The 15,205-nt window shown below is 73.2% G+C and carries 14 protein-coding genes; 10 read left to right on the top strand and 4 right to left on the bottom strand.

Going from position 1 to position 15,205, the window contains the following annotated elements; genetic code table 11:
- The first annotated feature begins 57 nt into the window (after positions 1 to 57).
- Positions 58 to 1,128 carry an adenylate/guanylate cyclase domain-containing protein gene (locus tag ACMXN5_RS20695; RefSeq protein WP_380037043.1) on the top strand — a complete coding sequence of 357 codons (1,071 nt, stop codon included), beginning with the start codon at positions 58 to 60 and terminating at the stop codon, positions 1,126 to 1,128.
- A 118-nt stretch (positions 1,129 to 1,246) separates the two neighbouring features.
- Here the strand turns inward: ACMXN5_RS20695 and ACMXN5_RS20690 are convergent, their stop codons facing one another.
- Complete coding sequence (locus ACMXN5_RS20690) at positions 1,247 to 1,642, bottom strand: SRPBCC family protein (protein WP_395787533.1); 396 nt, start codon at positions 1,640 to 1,642, stop codon at positions 1,247 to 1,249.
- Positions 1,643 to 2,108: 466 nt separating this feature from the next.
- Here ACMXN5_RS20690 and ACMXN5_RS20685 point away from each other — a divergent pair, with 466 nt between their 5' ends.
- Positions 2,109 to 3,827 (top strand): sensor domain-containing diguanylate cyclase, encoded by a 1,719-nt coding sequence (locus tag ACMXN5_RS20685; protein ID WP_439676484.1) that lies wholly within the window; start codon positions 2,109 to 2,111, stop codon positions 3,825 to 3,827.
- Positions 3,828 to 3,879: 52 nt separating this feature from the next.
- Here the strand turns inward: ACMXN5_RS20685 and fdhD are convergent, their stop codons facing one another.
- Positions 3,880 to 4,728 carry a formate dehydrogenase accessory sulfurtransferase FdhD gene (gene fdhD / locus ACMXN5_RS20680; RefSeq protein ID WP_439676483.1) on the bottom strand — a complete coding sequence of 283 codons (849 nt, stop codon included), beginning with the start codon at positions 4,726 to 4,728 and terminating at the stop codon, positions 3,880 to 3,882.
- A 142-nt stretch (positions 4,729 to 4,870) separates the two neighbouring features.
- Here fdhD and hutH point away from each other — a divergent pair, with 142 nt between their 5' ends.
- The 4 genes from hutH to ACMXN5_RS20660 all read left to right on the top strand — a co-directional run bounded on the left by hutH (position 4,871) and on the right by ACMXN5_RS20660 (position 8,351).
- Positions 4,871 to 6,406, top strand: coding sequence for a histidine ammonia-lyase (hutH, locus tag ACMXN5_RS20675; RefSeq protein WP_439678042.1), 1,536 nt, complete (start codon positions 4,871 to 4,873; stop codon positions 6,404 to 6,406).
- 146 nt (positions 6,407 to 6,552) lie between these two features.
- Entirely contained in the window at positions 6,553 to 7,413 is an 861-nt protein-coding gene (locus tag ACMXN5_RS20670; protein WP_439676482.1) for a MurR/RpiR family transcriptional regulator, read from the top strand.
- Between the two features lie 114 nt (positions 7,414 to 7,527).
- On the top strand, positions 7,528 to 7,644 hold the full coding sequence (gene mmpB / locus ACMXN5_RS20665; RefSeq protein WP_439676481.1) for a morphogenic membrane protein MmpB: 117 nt from the start codon (positions 7,528 to 7,530) through the stop codon (positions 7,642 to 7,644).
- Positions 7,645 to 7,742: 98 nt separating this feature from the next.
- Positions 7,743 to 8,351: a nucleoside triphosphate pyrophosphatase gene (locus ACMXN5_RS20660; RefSeq protein ID WP_395787525.1), complete on the top strand. Its 609-nt coding sequence runs from the start codon at positions 7,743 to 7,745 to the stop codon at positions 8,349 to 8,351.
- A 247-nt stretch (positions 8,352 to 8,598) separates the two neighbouring features.
- Here the strand turns inward: ACMXN5_RS20660 and ACMXN5_RS20655 are convergent, their stop codons facing one another.
- Positions 8,599 to 10,377: a hypothetical protein gene (locus ACMXN5_RS20655; protein WP_439676480.1), complete on the bottom strand. Its 1,779-nt coding sequence runs from the start codon at positions 10,375 to 10,377 to the stop codon at positions 8,599 to 8,601.
- 232 nt (positions 10,378 to 10,609) lie between these two features.
- Between ACMXN5_RS20655 and ACMXN5_RS20650 the strand changes: the two genes are divergently transcribed.
- Together ACMXN5_RS20650 and ACMXN5_RS20645 are read left to right on the top strand one after the other, a co-directional pair.
- Positions 10,610 to 11,059 carry a hypothetical protein gene (locus ACMXN5_RS20650; protein WP_395787521.1) on the top strand — a complete coding sequence of 150 codons (450 nt, stop codon included), beginning with the start codon at positions 10,610 to 10,612 and terminating at the stop codon, positions 11,057 to 11,059.
- Between the two features lie 77 nt (positions 11,060 to 11,136).
- Entirely contained in the window at positions 11,137 to 11,973 is an 837-nt protein-coding gene (locus ACMXN5_RS20645) for a helix-turn-helix domain-containing protein (protein ID WP_439676479.1), read from the top strand.
- Between the two features lie 42 nt (positions 11,974 to 12,015).
- Here ACMXN5_RS20645 and ACMXN5_RS20640 read toward each other — a convergent pair whose 3' ends face one another.
- Positions 12,016 to 12,549 carry a GNAT family N-acetyltransferase gene (locus tag ACMXN5_RS20640; protein WP_380037024.1) on the bottom strand — a complete coding sequence of 178 codons (534 nt, stop codon included), beginning with the start codon at positions 12,547 to 12,549 and terminating at the stop codon, positions 12,016 to 12,018.
- 223 nt (positions 12,550 to 12,772) lie between these two features.
- On the opposite strand from ACMXN5_RS20640, the gene ACMXN5_RS20635 reads away from it, so the two are divergent.
- Together ACMXN5_RS20635 and ACMXN5_RS20630 are read left to right on the top strand one after the other, a co-directional pair.
- On the top strand, positions 12,773 to 12,985 hold the full coding sequence (locus ACMXN5_RS20635) for a hypothetical protein (RefSeq protein ID WP_380005133.1): 213 nt from the start codon (positions 12,773 to 12,775) through the stop codon (positions 12,983 to 12,985).
- 214 nt (positions 12,986 to 13,199) lie between these two features.
- On the top strand, positions 13,200 to 14,966 hold the full coding sequence (locus tag ACMXN5_RS20630; RefSeq protein ID WP_439676478.1) for an acetyl/propionyl/methylcrotonyl-CoA carboxylase subunit alpha: 1,767 nt from the start codon (positions 13,200 to 13,202) through the stop codon (positions 14,964 to 14,966).
- Positions 14,967 to 15,205 lie beyond the last annotated feature (239 nt).

The following is a 15,205-nucleotide window of genomic DNA, read 5'->3' as shown; positions in this document are numbered from 1 at the left end:
CCCCGACACGTAGTGTGGCTCCGACGAGACCATCCTTCGCACACCCGGTGGAGCCACATGCCCGAGGAACGGACCCGCGTGGAGCCCGGCGCGGGCGCCGGGGCCGACGCGGTCGATCAACCCGCCCTGCCCGACCTGTCCGACATCGAGGCGGTCAACAACACGATCGCCGACGTCGAGCAGGTCGTCCTGGGCGCGCCCCGGCGCTACACCTCCGGTCAGGTCGCCGACCTGGTCGGAGTGCCCCTCGACGAGGCCCGCCGATTGTGGCGCGGCCTGGGCTTCGCCGACTTCGGCCCGGCCCGCGCGTTCACCGACGCCGACGTCGCGGCCCTCAAGCACCTGCGCGAGCTGACCGAGTCGGGGCTGCTGCCGGCCACCGTCGCGGCGCAGTTCGTTCGCTCCGTGGGCCAGACCATGGCCCGGTTCGCCGAATGGCAGACCGAGGCGTGGGTGGAATACATCGGCAACGAGCTGACCGGCAGCCGTTCCGAGCAGGTGGTCACCACCGCCGGCGACGTGATGCTCGAACTCGAACCGCTGGTCATCTACGCCTGGCGCCGGCACCTGGCCGCGGCCAGTTCGCGGGCCATGCAGGGGCTCACCGACCAGCAGACGGTGGGCCAGTCGCTCGCCGTCGGGTTCGCCGACCTGGTCGGCTTCACCCGGTTGTCGCGCAACCTGGAGGAGGCCGAGTTGGGCCGCCTCGTCCAGACCTTCGAGGACACCGCCGTCGACGTGATCGCCGAGCAGGGCGGGCGCCTGGTCAAGACGCTGGGCGACGAGGTGTTGTTCGTGACCTTCTCGCCGGACTCGGCGGTGGAACTGGGGCTGCGGCTGGTCGAGGCGATGGCCGAGGAGGAGATCCTGCCCGCGCTGCGGGTGGGCATCGCGTACGGCCACGTGTTGTCCCGGATGGGCGACGTGTTCGGGACCACGGTGAACCTGGCCAGCCGACTGACCGCGCTCAGCCCCAAGGACGCGGTGGTGGTCGACCGGGAGCTGGCCGCGGCGCTCGAAGGGGACACCCGCTACGAGCTGCATCCGATGTGGCGGCGTCCGGTCCGCGGTCTGGGGCTGGTCGAACCCTGGACGGTGTGCCGCCCGGGCACGCCGATACCGCAGTGACTCCCATGCCGCAGTGAGTCCCGCAGCGCAGTGAGTCCCGTATCGCGGTGACTCCGGACCCGCTCGACCCGCTCGACCCGCTCGACCCGCCCGGCGTGCGCGCCGGCGGCTCGGCGGGTCAGCCGAACGCCTCGCGCAGCGATCGCAGCCCGGGGCGCAGCACCGCGTGTTCGAGTTCGCGCAGCAGGGGAAGCTGTTCGGCGGGTGTGCTCTCGAACCGGACCGACCACACGACCAGGCACATCGTGCCGCCGGCGATCGATTCGAGCGCGAGCCGGCCGGACAGCGGCAGGCCGTCGAGCGTGCGATAGCGGTAGGAGTGCCCCGCCGCGTCGTGCTCGACCAGTCGTTCGCGGACGGTCGTACCGTCGGGTGTACGCAGCCGCCGCTCGTCCCCGGAGTGCTCCTCGACCGGCCACGGATGCCATGCGGACGGGTCCTCGAAGTCTCCTACCGCCTCCCAGATCCGGGCGGCCGGTACGTCGATCGCGGCGATGACGGAAAGCGTGGGCACGCGTGGCTCCTTCGGACTGTGCCCGCGACCGTACCCTTTCGGCCGAGATCGCGGGAGTCTTCCACGTTCTCTTCACAACCCGGCGCCCTCGCGCGCCGTGGTTTGCCACAGCCCGGACACGGCCCGGACACGGGGCGTTGCGGAGCCGGGCCACAGGAGTAATGTGCGCAGGACGCGAAGCCGGGGTATACAAGCGCTTCGCTCGGACCGGCGCGAGCCCGGCTCGCGCGCGGGCGCTCGGCGGACGCACGGGAGCTGTCTGGGGCCCAATCAGGAACGCACGCGAACAGCGACCCGTCGAGGTGACGGCATGACGCGGGTGCACGTTGCCGTCAATCGGGCAATATATGACATATCCTCTGGTCTCGGTACCGGCGGATTGGGGGTGAGAACCGTAGCTTCGCGACCCGATTCGAGCACTCCCGGAACCGACGGTTCGGGCGGCCCTGCCGACGACCTGCCCGGTATGCCCGGCGACACGTGTCCGGAACCCGCCGCCCTGGTCGAGGGACCCGACGCCGCCCGTCGACTGCACGCGATCATCCACCTGGCCAAGACGCTCGCCACGACCCACCACTTCTCCGAGGTGGTCCGCGTCTCGGCGGCCCAGGCACGCCTGGCGATGGGCGCCGCGCACGCCTCCATCTCGGTCTGGGAGCGGGACAGCGGCCAACTGCGGGTGCTGGTCAACGACGGCGAGCTGGCGGAGGGCGAGGAGCCGCTGCCGGCCGCGGAGACGTATCCGGTCACCGACTTCCCCGACATCATCGAGTCGGAGGGTTGGCCCACCACGTGGTCGCGGTGCGTGGACGACCCGGAGCACACGCGCGACCCCGAGCGGGTCGCGGCGATGTTGCGCCGGGGGCGGCACGACTGCATGGTCGCGCCGATCATGGTCGAGGGCCGGGTGTGGGGCGAGCTGTATCTGGCCCGGCGGGCCGACCAGCCGCGCTTCGAGCCGGTGGACGCCGAGTTCGCGGGTGTGCTGGCCGCGCAGATCTCGGCCGGCCTGGCCCAGGCGGAACACTTCGAGCGGATCGAGAAGCTGGCCTTCACCGACCCGCTGACCGGTCTGGCCAACCGTCGCGCGATCGACGCCCGGCTGGACGAGGCGATGGCCCGGCACTACCGGGACGGCCTGGTGGTCAGCCTGATCGTCTGCGACGTCAACGGCCTCAAGCGGCTCAACGACGAACGCGGGCACGACGTCGGCGACCGCCTCCTGGAGCGCTTCGCCGACCAACTCTCCGCGTGCGGCGCGATGTTGCCGGGGGCGACCGCCGCCCGGCTCGGCGGCGACGAGTTCTGCGTACTGGTCGAGGGCTACCCGCCCGACGACGTGGTCGCGGTCGCCGAGGAACTGTGCCGCCGGGCGCTGCGCATGCACAACGGCGAGGGCGTGGCCTGCGGCGTCGCCTCCACCGGCGACCCGGTGGGCCCGGTGACCAGCGCGGACCGGCTCTTTCGACTCGCCGACGCGGCGCAGTACCGGGCCAAGGGCTCGCGCTCGACCCGCCCGGTGGTCGCCGGGCGCGGCCAACAGCCCGACCTGACCCTGTCCCTGGCCCGCGAGGCGCAGGACGAGGCGGAGGCCGAGGGCCCCGGCGGCCCGCACCGTGACCGCCGCCGGTTCCGCGGCGCGCTGCACAACGCCGAGCCGGGCCGGCTGCTGGCCGCGGTGCTCGCAGTCCTGGACGAGCGCGAACCGAAGAGCGTGCACCGGGCGGACACGCTGGGCCGCCTGGAGATCGTCGCGGACACCTTCGCCCGGATGCTGGACGGGGTGGCGTGGTGGGTGTCGTACCTGCCGCCCGGCGGTCGGGTGTTGCGCACGGTGCGCTATTCGATCCACCGGCTGACCGGTGTGCAGAGCGAGTCCGGGTCGCGCTACGACGCGGTGACCGCCGAATACGACCTGGCGCACTATCCGGCCACCGCCGACGCGGTCCAGGGCGGCGGCTTCGTCGCCGAACTCGGCGATCCGGGCACCGACCCGGCCGAGGAGGACCTGCTCCTGGTCGGCGGCTACAAGGCGATGGTCGCGGCCGGCGGGAGCAATGCGGCGGGCGGCTGGCTGGTGGAGATCTACGCCGACGACCTGAGCCTGAGTGTGACCGGGCTCGCCCCGGTGCTGCGCGCGCTGGTCGCGGTGGCGCTGACCGGGGGCGCGTCGCTGCCGGACTGACGCCGGGGCGGACCGGGGCGCTCGCGAGCGCTCGGGAGTGGTCCGGGAGTGCTCAGGCGGTCGTGGCGGGCTCGGACACCGTGATCCGATCCGGGAGGCTGTACACATTCGCCGAACGCCCGCGCAGGAAGCCGACCAGGGTCACCCCGGCGTCCGCGGCCAGGTCCACCGCCAGACCGGACGGCGCGGACACCGCGGCCATCACCGGCACCCCCGCCATCGCGGCCTTTTGGGTCAGCTCGAACGAGGCCCGCCCGCTGACCATCAACACATGCCCGGCCAGCGGCAGCCGCCCCTCGCGCAGCGCCCACCCCACCACCTTGTCCACCGCGTTGTGCCGGCCCACGTCCTCGCGCACGCACACCATCTCGCCGGCGGCGGTGAACAGCCCCGCCGCGTGCAGGCCGCCGGTACTGGCGAACACCTTCTGCGCCGCGCGCAGCCGATCGGGCAGCGTGTACAGCACCTCCGCGTCCACCCGCACCTCGTCCGCGCGCACGTCGAAGCGCGACATCCGGCGCAGCCCCTCGATGCCGGTGCTGCCGCAGATCCCGCACGCGCTCGACGTCCACACCCCGCGCATCAGGCCCGGATCCGGGGCCGGCACGTGCGGCGCGAGCACCGCGTCCACCACGTTGTACGTGTTGCGGCCCTCGTCGTCGGTGCCCGCGCAGTAGCGCATCGCGGTTAGGTCCTCGGCGGCGCCGACCACCCCCTCGGCCGCCAAGAACCCGGCGACCAGGTCGAAGTCGTCGCCGGGGGTGCGCATCGTCACCGTGACGGTGCGCCCGCCGAGCCGGATGTCGAGCGGCTCCTCGGCGACGAGCGTGTCGATCCGCGGTACGGGGGGCGCGTCGCCGCCCAGCCGTACGACCTTGTGGCGAGAGGTGACCCGACCCACGACACTGCCTTTCCCTGGTGCGTTCCCGACGGTGTTTCCTTCAGGCACGGTAGCCGCCCCTGGTGTTGTCGCGATCCATGCACATAATGTTCGAGTGAATAACGATCTGCACAGCGCTCCCGAAGCAGCTCCCGCCACCGTCCTGATCGGCGAGGCCGGGATGTCCCCGAGGGACGTCCTCGCGGTCGCCCGCGCCGGCGTGCGCGTCGAACTCGCCGAAAGCGCGATCAAGGCGATGACCGGCTCCCGGGCCGTCGTCGAAGGACTCGCCGCGCGCACCGAACCCGTCTACGGGGTGTCCACCGGCTTCGGCGCGCTCGCCGTCCGGCACATCAGCCCCGAACTGCGTACGCGCCTGCAGCACTCGCTGGTCCGCTCGCACGCCGCCGGGATGGGCCCGCGCGTCGAGGACGAGGTGGTCCGCGCGCTGATGCTGCTCCGGCTGAAGACGCTGTGCTCGGGTCGTACGGGCGTGCGGCCGGTCGTCGCGCGCACCATGGCCGCGCTGCTGAACGCCCGCATCACGCCGGTGGTCCGCGAATTCGGCTCGCTCGGGTGCAGCGGAGACCTGGCGCCGCTCGCGCACTGCGCCCTCGTCCTCACCGGCGAGGGCGAGGCGGCCGGCCCCGACGGCGAGGTGCGTCCCGCCGCCGAACTGCTCGCCGCCGCCGGAATCGAGCCGATCGAGCTCAAGGAGAAGGAGGGTCTGGCGCTGATCAACGGCACCGACGGCATGCTCGGCATGTTGTTGATGGCCGGCGCCGACCTCGCCCGACTGTTCACCACCGCCGACATCACCGCCGCGATGACGATGGAGGCGCTGCTCGGCACCTCGCGCGTGCTCGACCCGGCGCTGCACGCCATCCGCCCGCATCCGGGCCAGGCGGCCAGCGCGGCCAACATGCTGCGGGTGCTCCAGGGCTCGGCGCTGACCGGGCACCACCAGGACGCCGCGCCGCGCGTGCAGGACGCCTACTCGGTGCGCTGCGCCCCGCAGGTGGCCGGCGCGGGCCGGGACACCCTGGCCCACGCGCTGCTCGTGGCCGACCGCGAACTGGCCGCCGCCGTGGACAACCCGGTGATCCTGGAGGACGGCCGGATCGAGTCCAACGGCAACTTCCACGGCGCCCCCGTCGGTTACGTGCTCGACTTCCTCGCCGTCGCGGTCGCCGACCTCGGCTCGATCGCCGAGCGCCGCACCGACCGGCTGCTCGACCCGTCCCGCTCGCACGGCCTGCCCGCGTTCCTCGCCGACGACCCGGGCGTCGACTCCGGCCTGATGATCGCGCAGTACACCCAGGCCGCGCTGGTCTCCGAGTGCAAGCGCCTGGCGGTGCCCGCCTCCGCCGACTCCATCCCCAGCTCGGCGATGCAGGAGGACCACGTCTCGATGGGCTGGAGCGCGGCCCGCAAGCTGCGCCGCGCGATCGACAACCTGAACCGTGTCCTGGCGATCGAGCTGACCACCGCCGCCCGGGCGCTGGACATGCGGGTGGCCGCCGGGGCCGGTTCGCCCGCGCCCGCGACCGCCGCGGTGGTGGCCGCACTGCGCGCGAGCGGCGGTGGGGGAGTGGGCCCGGACCGCTTCCTGGCACCGGACCTGGAGGCCGCCGACGCCTTCGTCCGCGCCGGCGGTGTGATCGAGGCCGCCCGCTCGGTGGCCGGCGAACTGAACTGATTCCCTGTCAGATCAGGCAGGATGACCTGATACCGCGGCCGGGACCCACGCAGGTCCCCGGCCGCGGCATCGGCGCGGACCGCGATCGGCCCGCGCCGGCCCGGGTCCGCGGCGGCACCCGGGCGACGTGCGAACAGCGAGGAGACATGCCGGTGGCCGACGACGACGCGAGCCCTTCCGCCCGCCTGCTCGCCCTGTTCGAGCGCCACCGGCTCACCCCCACCCAGCGCCGGATCGCGCACTGCCTGGTCCGGCACGCGGGCGAGGCGGTGTTCCTCTCCAGCGTCGAGGTGGCCCAACTCGCCGGGGTCAGCCAGCCCTCGGTGACCCGGTTCGCGGTCGCGCTCGGCTTCGACGGATACCCGGCGCTGCGCCGGCACCTGCGCGAGCTGGGCCTGCCGACCACGCCCGAGTCGGCCTCCGAGGTGGACCGCAACGAGTACGTCGGCGCCGTGCACGCCGAGATCGCCAACCTGGCCCGGCTCGCGGATCAACTCGCCGACCCGGGCCCGATCGCGCGCGCGGCCGAACTGCTCGCGCCCTCGCGTCCGTTGGTGGTGCTCGGGCTGCGTACCGGGATGGCGCCCGCGCGCGGCTTCGGCTACTTCGCCGCCAAGGTGCTGCCCGAGGTCCGGGTCCTGGACGAGGGCGGCTCGCTGCTCGTGGACCGGCTCGACCAGGCCCGCGCGGCGGGCGCCACGGGCCTGCTGTGCTTCGCGCTGCCGCGCTACCCGAGGGAGTTGGGCGAGGGCCTGCGGGTCGCGCGCGACCTCGGCCTGAGCATCGTGACGGTCACCGACAGCCCGTTCGCCCCGGCGGCGGCCCTGTCCGACGCGGTCCTGATCGCGGGCGTCGGCTCGCAACTGGTCTTCGACTCGTACGGCGCCCCGATCCTGATGGGCCAAATCCTCCTGCAGGCCATGTGCGACATCGAACCCACCCGAACCCAGTCCAGACTGGAGGACTTCGAACGCCAAGCCGGCGAACGCGGCCTGTTCGCAACGTGAGCGGCGCAACGCGTACGCGTTGTGCCATTCGCGACGTGCAGGCGGACAATCGCACGACCCGACTTGAGTACTCGTACTCAGGATCGGACCGGGGCGACGCCCCACGATGGACGAATGCGTAACCGTGACGAGTTCTCCGAGGAAACCCGGCGCGCCGTGGCCCAGCTGCGGCGCGCCTTGTGGATCCTGCCCGTGGTGCTGATCCTCGGCCTGGCCCTGCTCGCACGGTGAGTCGGGTGGCGGCGGGCACCGCCCGATCTGCGTCCCCGCCCGACACCTGCCGCCCGATACCTGCCATCCGCCGCTTCGGCGCCCGGTACGTTGGCGCCATGACCGACCGCTCCCCCTCCCGCTCCCTCGTGCTCGCCTCGGCCTCCCCCGCGCGCCTGAAGCTGCTGCGCGACGCCGGGCTCGACCCCAAGGTCGTGGTCAGCGGCGTCGACGAGGACGCCCTCGACGCCGACTCCCCGCGCGAACTCGCGCTCCTGCTCGCCGAGGCCAAGGCCGACGCGGTCGCCGCCGGGCTGACCGGCGACGAACTGGTCGTCGGCTGCGACTCGGTGCTCGAACTCGACGGCAAGGCGCTGGGCAAGCCCGCCGACGCGGCCGAGGCGCTGGTGCGCTGGCGGTCCATGCGCGGACGCGCGGGTGTGCTGCTCACCGGGCACTGCGTGATCGACCGCCGCACCGGCCTGCGGGTGTCCGAGGTGGCGGCCACCACGGTGCGCTTCGGCACCCCCTCCGACGCGGAGGTGGCCGCCTACATCGCGACCGGCGAGCCGCTGCACGTCGCCGGCGCGTTCACCCTCGACGGTTACGCGTCGCCGTTCGTGGACGGCATCGACGGCGACCCGGGCAACGTGATCGGCCTCTCGCTGCCGCTGCTGCGCCGCCTCCTGAACGACGTGGGCGTACGAATCGTCGACCTCTGGAGCTGACGCCCGACGGACACCGGGACGACCCACCCGACGGCCTCCGCACGCGGACAACCGTCCGGGGCGACCCGACTGGCGGGCACCGCATCGGGAACCATCCGCCAAGCCGGCCACCGCACCGGGCCGACCGCCGGAGCCGGCCCACCCGACGGACGCCGCGTGTGCCCGACCGCCGGAGCCGGCCCGCCTCCGGGCACCCGCACGCGGACGACCGCCCGGGCCGACCCGGCGGCCCCCGGCCCCGCCTTCGTCAGGCGTCCGGCCCCTCGGTTCGGTTCAGGTCGCGGCGGACCGGGCCCGGGCCCAGGTTCGGCAGGCCCGGCGACCGCGGGTGGTGCGGGCTGTCGGCGCCGGGCTGCTGCGGGAGATACCCGTCGGCGCCCGACTGCGGTGCCGGCCCGGCCGGTGGGCCATAGCCGCCCTGCTGCTGCGCCGCGTGCGGTTGGCCATAGCCGCCCGGCTGTTGCGGCAGATACGGCTGCGGGGCCGATTCGGCATAGGCGTTCGGCGCCCACGGGCCGCCGCCGCCCACCGGCGCGCCCACCGGGCCGGGCCCGGGACCGGGACCGCGCGGCGGAGGCGGCGCGGGGGTGCCGCGCATCCCGGCGAACATCGCGAGCGGCAGCGCGATCGCGGCGAGCACCAGGAGCGGCAGCGGTACCCCGCCCGGCTTCTTCGTCAGCCACTCCACCCAGCCGTAGTCCGCCGACGCGGCCTGGAGGTCCGGCCACACCGGCCCGCACGCGGCGCCGAGCCCGAACGCCGCGATCGCCGCCTCCGGCCGCAGGCCGCCGATCACCACACCGATCGCCGCCGCACCCGCACAGCGCACTGCCAGCTGGTGTCCCGACCCGGCCGCCGGGCCGATGAACTCGGCGAGCACGAGGGCAAGCGCCGCGAGGCCGATCGCGTACGCCCCGAACAACCGCGCCGCCACCGCCCCCACGACGCCGGCGACCACGAGGCCGAGCAGCCACGGCACGTATTCGCCCGGTCCGTCCAGGCCCAGGCCCGGATTGGCCTGCGTGCGGTCCCACGCGAACAACGCGGCCGGGAAGGCGGCAAGACCGACCGCCATCGCGAGCAGCGCGCCCGCCACCGAGCGCACACCGTCCACCCGATAGGTCAGCACCGCCGCGACCAGGCAGCCGGCCAGTGCGACCACCGGCCACAGCCCGAGCACCCTGGGCTTGTCGTCACCCATCACCACGGTCGCCGTGGCCACCCCGACCCCGACCAGGCCGAGCAGGAACACCCCGCCCTGGGCCCCGCCCTCGGACTCCTGCCAGCCCCGCCCCGGCGGCACCAGGACCCGGCCGGTGGGCAGCAGGATCAGCAACCAGGCGAACGCGGCGAGCGGCAACCAGGTCTGCAGACCGGCCCCCGACTCCCACATCGGCTCCAGCACGTCGCGCCCGCCGAGCACGAACAGCAGCGGCACCGCCGCCGCGAGGGTCCCCGCGAACGCGGCGTTCAGCGGCGCCTGATGGCGCGGGACCGCGAGGTGGATCCACAACACCACCCCGACCAGCACCTGGACCGCGAAGCCGAACCGCAGCAGATACACGAAGCCCAGCCAGCGCGCCTGCGAACCGTCGTAGTGGGCCGCGATCGGGTCGAGCGCGGTGGTCAGCGCGGCGCCGGCCAGGCCGATCGTCAACACGCCGCCGACCGCGCCCCGGCGGTGGGTGAACACACTGTCGGTGAGCCCGATCCCGCCGATCACCAGCGGTACGGCCCACGGCAACAACACCGCGACCAGATCCCACACCGACCACGACCCGCCACCGGCGTCCATCGGCGTCGGCGCCGCCCCATAGGCGGCCGGATCCGCGGCGGGCGCGGCCGGCGTCGCCGGATCCAGCCCCGCCCGGAGCAGCACCAGCGCGCCAGCGGTGGCGAGCACCACGAGCAGCGCGCCCGGCACCCACTCCAGCGACAGTCGACCCACCGGTTCCGGGCGCCGCGCGCGGCCCTCCGCGAATCCGGCGCCGGCCTCGTAGGCCTTGCGTACCACCCCGCCGGCCATGGCCGTCTCCCCCTGGTTGTGTGGGTGCAGCTTAGGGAAGAAGCGACCCCGCCCGCTCCCGAAGCGGACACCCCGAACCCCGCTTTTCGAATCCGCCGGAAATCCCTCGGACCACCCGCCCCACGACCCGCGCCGCGCCCGTCGACCCCCGGCCATTACCTCCGAGGGAATCGACCGCCCTCCCCGCGCCCGGCACAGTCGTCGGTGTCGGCAAACGACCCTGGAGGACCCGATGAGCACCCAGTCCCTGAACCCCACGTTCGCGACCGGCGGGCCCGGCGACCGTGTCCGCGGTGACACCGACCTGTTGCGGCTCGCGCTGCGGCTCGACGCGATCGCCACCGGCGCGGTCGGACTCGCCGCGCTGGCCGGCTGCGCCTTCGTCGACGGCGCCCTCGGTCTGCCCACCGCGTTCCTGGCCGGCCTCGGCGCCTTCCTGGTCCTGTACGCGGTGGGCGTCTGGCGGATCGGCGGCTCCGACACGCCGCATCGCACCGCCGTACGTGCGGTGATCGGCCTCAACCTGGTGTGGTTCGCGGACAGCGTGGCGATGGCGATCGCCGGCTGGTTGGACCCGACCACCCTCGGCACCACGCTGATCGTGGTTCAGGCCGTCGCCGTCCTGGGCTTCGCCGACCTGCAGATCCTCGGCCTGCGCAAGGCCCGCACGTCGCTCCGGTGAGGGAGCTGCGCGGGGCCGGCGGACCGAACCGGACGCGTCGCGCCGAGCTCGCGGCCCACCGCGTACGGTCGGGTCCCATGAGTTCGGGATCCACGACCGTCGCCGGCGATCGCTCCGCCGGCCCCGCCGCCCGGCGTACCGGCGGCGAGCTGATCCGGCACTGGCGCAGGCACCGGCGGCTGAGCCAGTTGGAACTGTCCGTGGAGGTGGCGGTGTCCACCCGACACCTGAGCTTCATCGAGACCGGTCGCGCGGTACCCAGCCGGGACATGGTGCTGCGGCTGGCCGAGTATCTGGACGTGCCGCTGCGCGAGCGCAACCGCATGCTGCTGGCCGCGGGGCACGCGCCGGAGTACCACGAGAGCCGCTTGGACGCGCCGGAGTCGGACCCGATGCCGGCGGTGCTGCGGCAGATCCTGGCCGGGCACGGCCCGTACCCGGCGGTGATCGTGGATCGGGCGTGGAACATCGTCGACGCGACGCCGAGCATCGCGATGTTCGTCGAGGGTGTCGCCCCCGAACTGCTCACCGAACCGCTGAACGCCTACCGGATCAGCCTGCACCCGCAGGGGCTGGCACCGCGGATCGTCAACCTCCCCCAGTGGCGCGCGCACCTGCTGCACCGACTGCGACGCCAGGTCGCGATCACCGGCGATCCGCTGACCCGGGAGTTGTACGACGAGGTGAGCGGCTATCCCGGCGGCCAGGGCGACGAGCCGCCGCCCGGCGCCGGTCCGGGCGCGCCGGCCATCACGATGGGCATCCGGCACGGCGGGGAGGTGTTGTCCTTCGTCAGCACGGTGGCCACGTTCGGCACCGCGGTGGACATCACCGTCGCGGAGTTGTCGATCGAGTCGTTCTATCCGGCGGACAAGCACACCGGCCGGCTCCTGCGCGAGTGGTTCGGCGACTGACGCGGGCTCGCCGGACTCGGCCGGATCCGCGCGGCGCGCGCCTCACGGGCGGAGCCGACAACCCCAGACGTCGGCGGGAGGAGTCTGCGGATCCGGTCGCCACTCGCCGAGCATCGACCAGTCCCAGGAGCGGAACGCGGCCAGGGCGGCGTAATTGTCCCGCGGCACCCGGACCGCGGCGAAGCCGGCGTCGGTGCCGGCGAGCAACCTCTCCCGCATCCGCCCGGCCAGGCCCTGTCGGCGGTGCTGCGGGACGACCATCAGGTCGACGATCACGAACACCTTCCCGGCCGCGGCCGATTCCGCGACGTCCACGGGCAGTTCGCCGTGCAACCCGGTCCACCAGCCGCTCGCCGCGCGCGGCGGGAACCCGTATGCGCAACCGGCCGCGTCGCCTCCGCCGTTCGCGACGACCATCTCGAAGCCGGGTTGTTGGATGTGGTCGGCGAAACGCCGCAGGAATTCGGGGCGGCCCGACGGATCCCCGCCATAGGTCTTGACGTATGTATCCGCGACGGTTTCCCGTTGCTGATCGGCCTGCCAACGGGTCAGCCGGCGCAAGAACACCTCTGCCACCACAACCTCCCGTCCAGGCATCGGATGCCTCGGACCTTCACATCGTGGCAGCCCGCCCCGCTCGGGGGAAACACCGTGCGGCAAAACCCGCTCGTCCGGGTCCGTCGCACATCCCCGGCCCGCGACCGGGTAGTCCGCCCCTTTTCCCTGGTTCCCCCGTTTCGCCCGCCCCGAGCCGGCCGGGCTCGTAGCCTGCGCACGAGGGACGGCGAGGAGAGGGCGGATGAGCCGAGACGTACGAGAACCGGGCAACGCGTGGGACATGTGTGCCGAGGGTCACGACGACCACGAATGGGTGTACCAGTACGGCCCGGACGGGCCGGCCGGCAATCCGTGGGCCAAGGCGTGCAAGCACTGCGGAAAAATGGCGGGGGCAAACGTACCCGAAAGCGGACTCCTCGGGAGATCCACGGGCGGCGACTGTCTGGGCGGCTGACCCACCCGACCCCTAAACTGAAACACGTTCCAGATACACCCGGGCACGAGCACCGACCCGGTCCGGAGTACGTTGACCCCACCGGCAACGTGGCCGGCAGCTCCATCGCAGGCCATGCAGCCGGCGGGTTGCCGTACCCATGAGGACGTGGGGCGGCGGATCGTGCCCGCCCCCGAATCCCTAGACTCTCCGCAGTTGAGGAGGGAGCCAGATCGTGCGCAAGGTACTCATCGCCAACCGTGGGGAAATCGCGGTCCGCGTCGCCCGAGCATGCCGGGATGCCGGTATCGCCAGTGTGGCCGTCTATGCCGAGCCGGACCGGGATGCTCTGCACGTGCGGGTGGCCGACGAGGCCCACGCGCTCGGCGGGAACACTCCGGCCGAGAGCTACCTGGACATGGCCAAGGTGTTGGGGGCCGCCCGGGACTCCGGCGCGGACGCCATCCACCCCGGGTACGGATTCCTGTCGGAGAACGCGGAATTCGCCCAGGCCGTGCTGGACGCGGGCCTGACCTGGATCGGGCCGCCGCCGCAGGCGATCCGCGATCTCGGCGACAAGGTGGCCGCCCGGCACATCGCCCAGCGGGCCGGCGCGCCCCTGGTCGCCGGCACCCCGGATCCGGTCTCCGGCTCCGCGGAGGTCGTCGAGTTCGCGAAGGCCAACGGCCTGCCGATCGCCATCAAGGCCGCGTTCGGCGGTGGCGGGCGCGGGCTGAAGGTGGCCCGCACCCTCGAAGAGGTCCCGGAGCTGTACGACTCGGCGGTGCGCGAGGCGGTGGCCGCGTTCGGCCGCGGCGAGTGCTTCGTCGAGCGCTACCTGGACCAGCCGCGGCACGTCGAGACGCAGTGTCTGGCCGACACCCACGGCAACGTCGTGGTCGTGTCCACCCGCGACTGCTCGCTTCAGCGCCGGCACCAGAAGCTGGTCGAGGAGGCGCCCGCGCCGTTCCTGACCGACGAGCAGAACGCCGAGCTGTACCGCGCGTCCAAGGCCATCCTCAAGGAGGCCGGCTACGTCGGCGCCGGGACCTGCGAGTTCCTGGTCGGCAAGGACGGCACGATCTCCTTCCTGGAGGTCAACACCCGGCTCCAGGTCGAGCACCCGGTCACCGAGGAGGTCACCGGCATCGACCTGGTCCGCGAGATGTTCCGGATCGCCGACGGCGAGGAGCTGGGCTACGACGACCCGCCGATGCGCGGGCACTCGTTCGAGTTCCGGATCAACGGCGAGGACCCGGGTCGCGGCTTCCTGCCCGCCCCCGGCGAGGTCACCACGTGGCTGCCGCCGTCCGGTCCGGGCGTGCGGCTGGACTCGGGTGTCGAGCAGGGTTCGGTGATCGGCCCCGCGTGGGACTCGCTCCTGGCCAAGCTGATCGTCACCGGTCGCGACCGCAAGCAGGCACTCCAGCGGGCCAAGCGCGCGTTGGACGAATTCGTCGTCGACGGCATGGCGACCGCGCTCACCTTCCACCGCGAGGTGGTGGTGGACCCGGCGTTCGCGCCCGAGCTGGGCGGCTCGACCGAGCCGTTCACGGTACATACCCGGTGGATCGAGACCGGCTTCGAGAACACCATCGCCCCGTTCGGCGGCGGCGCGGGCGCGGCCGAGGAGGCCGCCGAGCGCGAGACCGTGGTCGTCGAGGTCAACGGTCGACGGTTCGAGGTCACCCTCCCGGCGGGTCTGGGCGCGTCCGGCGCGGCCCCGGCCGCGGCGAAGAAGGCGCCCAAGCGCGGCGGCGCCAAGAAGGCCGGCGCCGCGGCGAGCGGCGACGCGCTGGCCAGCCCGATGCAGGGCACCATCGTCAAGGTCGCGGTGGAGGAGGGTCAGCAGGTCGCCGAGGGCGAGCTGATCGTCGTCCTGGAGGCCATGAAGATGGAGCAGCCGCTCAACGCGCACCGCGCGGGCACGGTCAAGGGCCTGGTCGCGGAGGTCGGCGCGACGGTCACCTCCGGCGCGGTGCTCTGCGAGATCAAGGACTGAACCGGATCACGGACTGAACCGAATCAAGGTCTGAGCCGGGTCAGGGACCGAGCCGGATCGGGAACCGAACCGGATCGGCGGGTGAGCCGGATCGAGCACCGACCCCGGTCGGACCCGAGCCGCATCGCGTCCGAGCCCGGGTCGAGCGGGACCGAACACCGAGCATCATCGAACACCCGTCGGGATCCCATTCCGATCCCGCGCATCGCGATCGCCCCCGTGTCGAAACCCTCGGCGCG

It is taken from the genome of Embleya australiensis (assembly GCF_051903075.1).
Classification (GTDB): domain Bacteria; phylum Actinomycetota; class Actinomycetes; order Streptomycetales; family Streptomycetaceae; genus Embleya.
This window is presented reverse-complemented; position numbering and strand designations above follow the sequence as displayed.

What these genes read in the sequence shown, in the direction of transcription:
- ACMXN5_RS20695 (WP_380037043.1), top strand. Translation starts at nt 58, where the DNA reads ATGCCCGAGGAACGGACCCGCGTGGAGCCCGGCGCGGGCGCCGGGGCC.
- ACMXN5_RS20685 (WP_439676484.1), top strand. Translation starts at nt 2,109, where the DNA reads ATGCCCGGCGACACGTGTCCGGAACCCGCCGCCCTGGTCGAGGGACCC.
- ACMXN5_RS20670 (WP_439676482.1), top strand. Translation starts at nt 6,553, where the DNA reads ATGCCGGTGGCCGACGACGACGCGAGCCCTTCCGCCCGCCTGCTCGCC.
- mmpB (WP_439676481.1), top strand. Translation starts at nt 7,528, where the DNA reads ATGCGTAACCGTGACGAGTTCTCCGAGGAAACCCGGCGCGCCGTGGCC.
- ACMXN5_RS20660 (WP_395787525.1), top strand. Translation starts at nt 7,743, where the DNA reads ATGACCGACCGCTCCCCCTCCCGCTCCCTCGTGCTCGCCTCGGCCTCC.
- ACMXN5_RS20655 (WP_439676480.1), bottom strand. Translation starts at nt 10,377, where the DNA reads ATGGCCGGCGGGGTGGTACGCAAGGCCTACGAGGCCGGCGCCGGATTC.
- ACMXN5_RS20650 (WP_395787521.1), top strand. Translation starts at nt 10,610, where the DNA reads ATGAGCACCCAGTCCCTGAACCCCACGTTCGCGACCGGCGGGCCCGGC.
- ACMXN5_RS20645 (WP_439676479.1), top strand. Translation starts at nt 11,137, where the DNA reads ATGAGTTCGGGATCCACGACCGTCGCCGGCGATCGCTCCGCCGGCCCC.
- ACMXN5_RS20635 (WP_380005133.1), top strand. Translation starts at nt 12,773, where the DNA reads ATGAGCCGAGACGTACGAGAACCGGGCAACGCGTGGGACATGTGTGCC.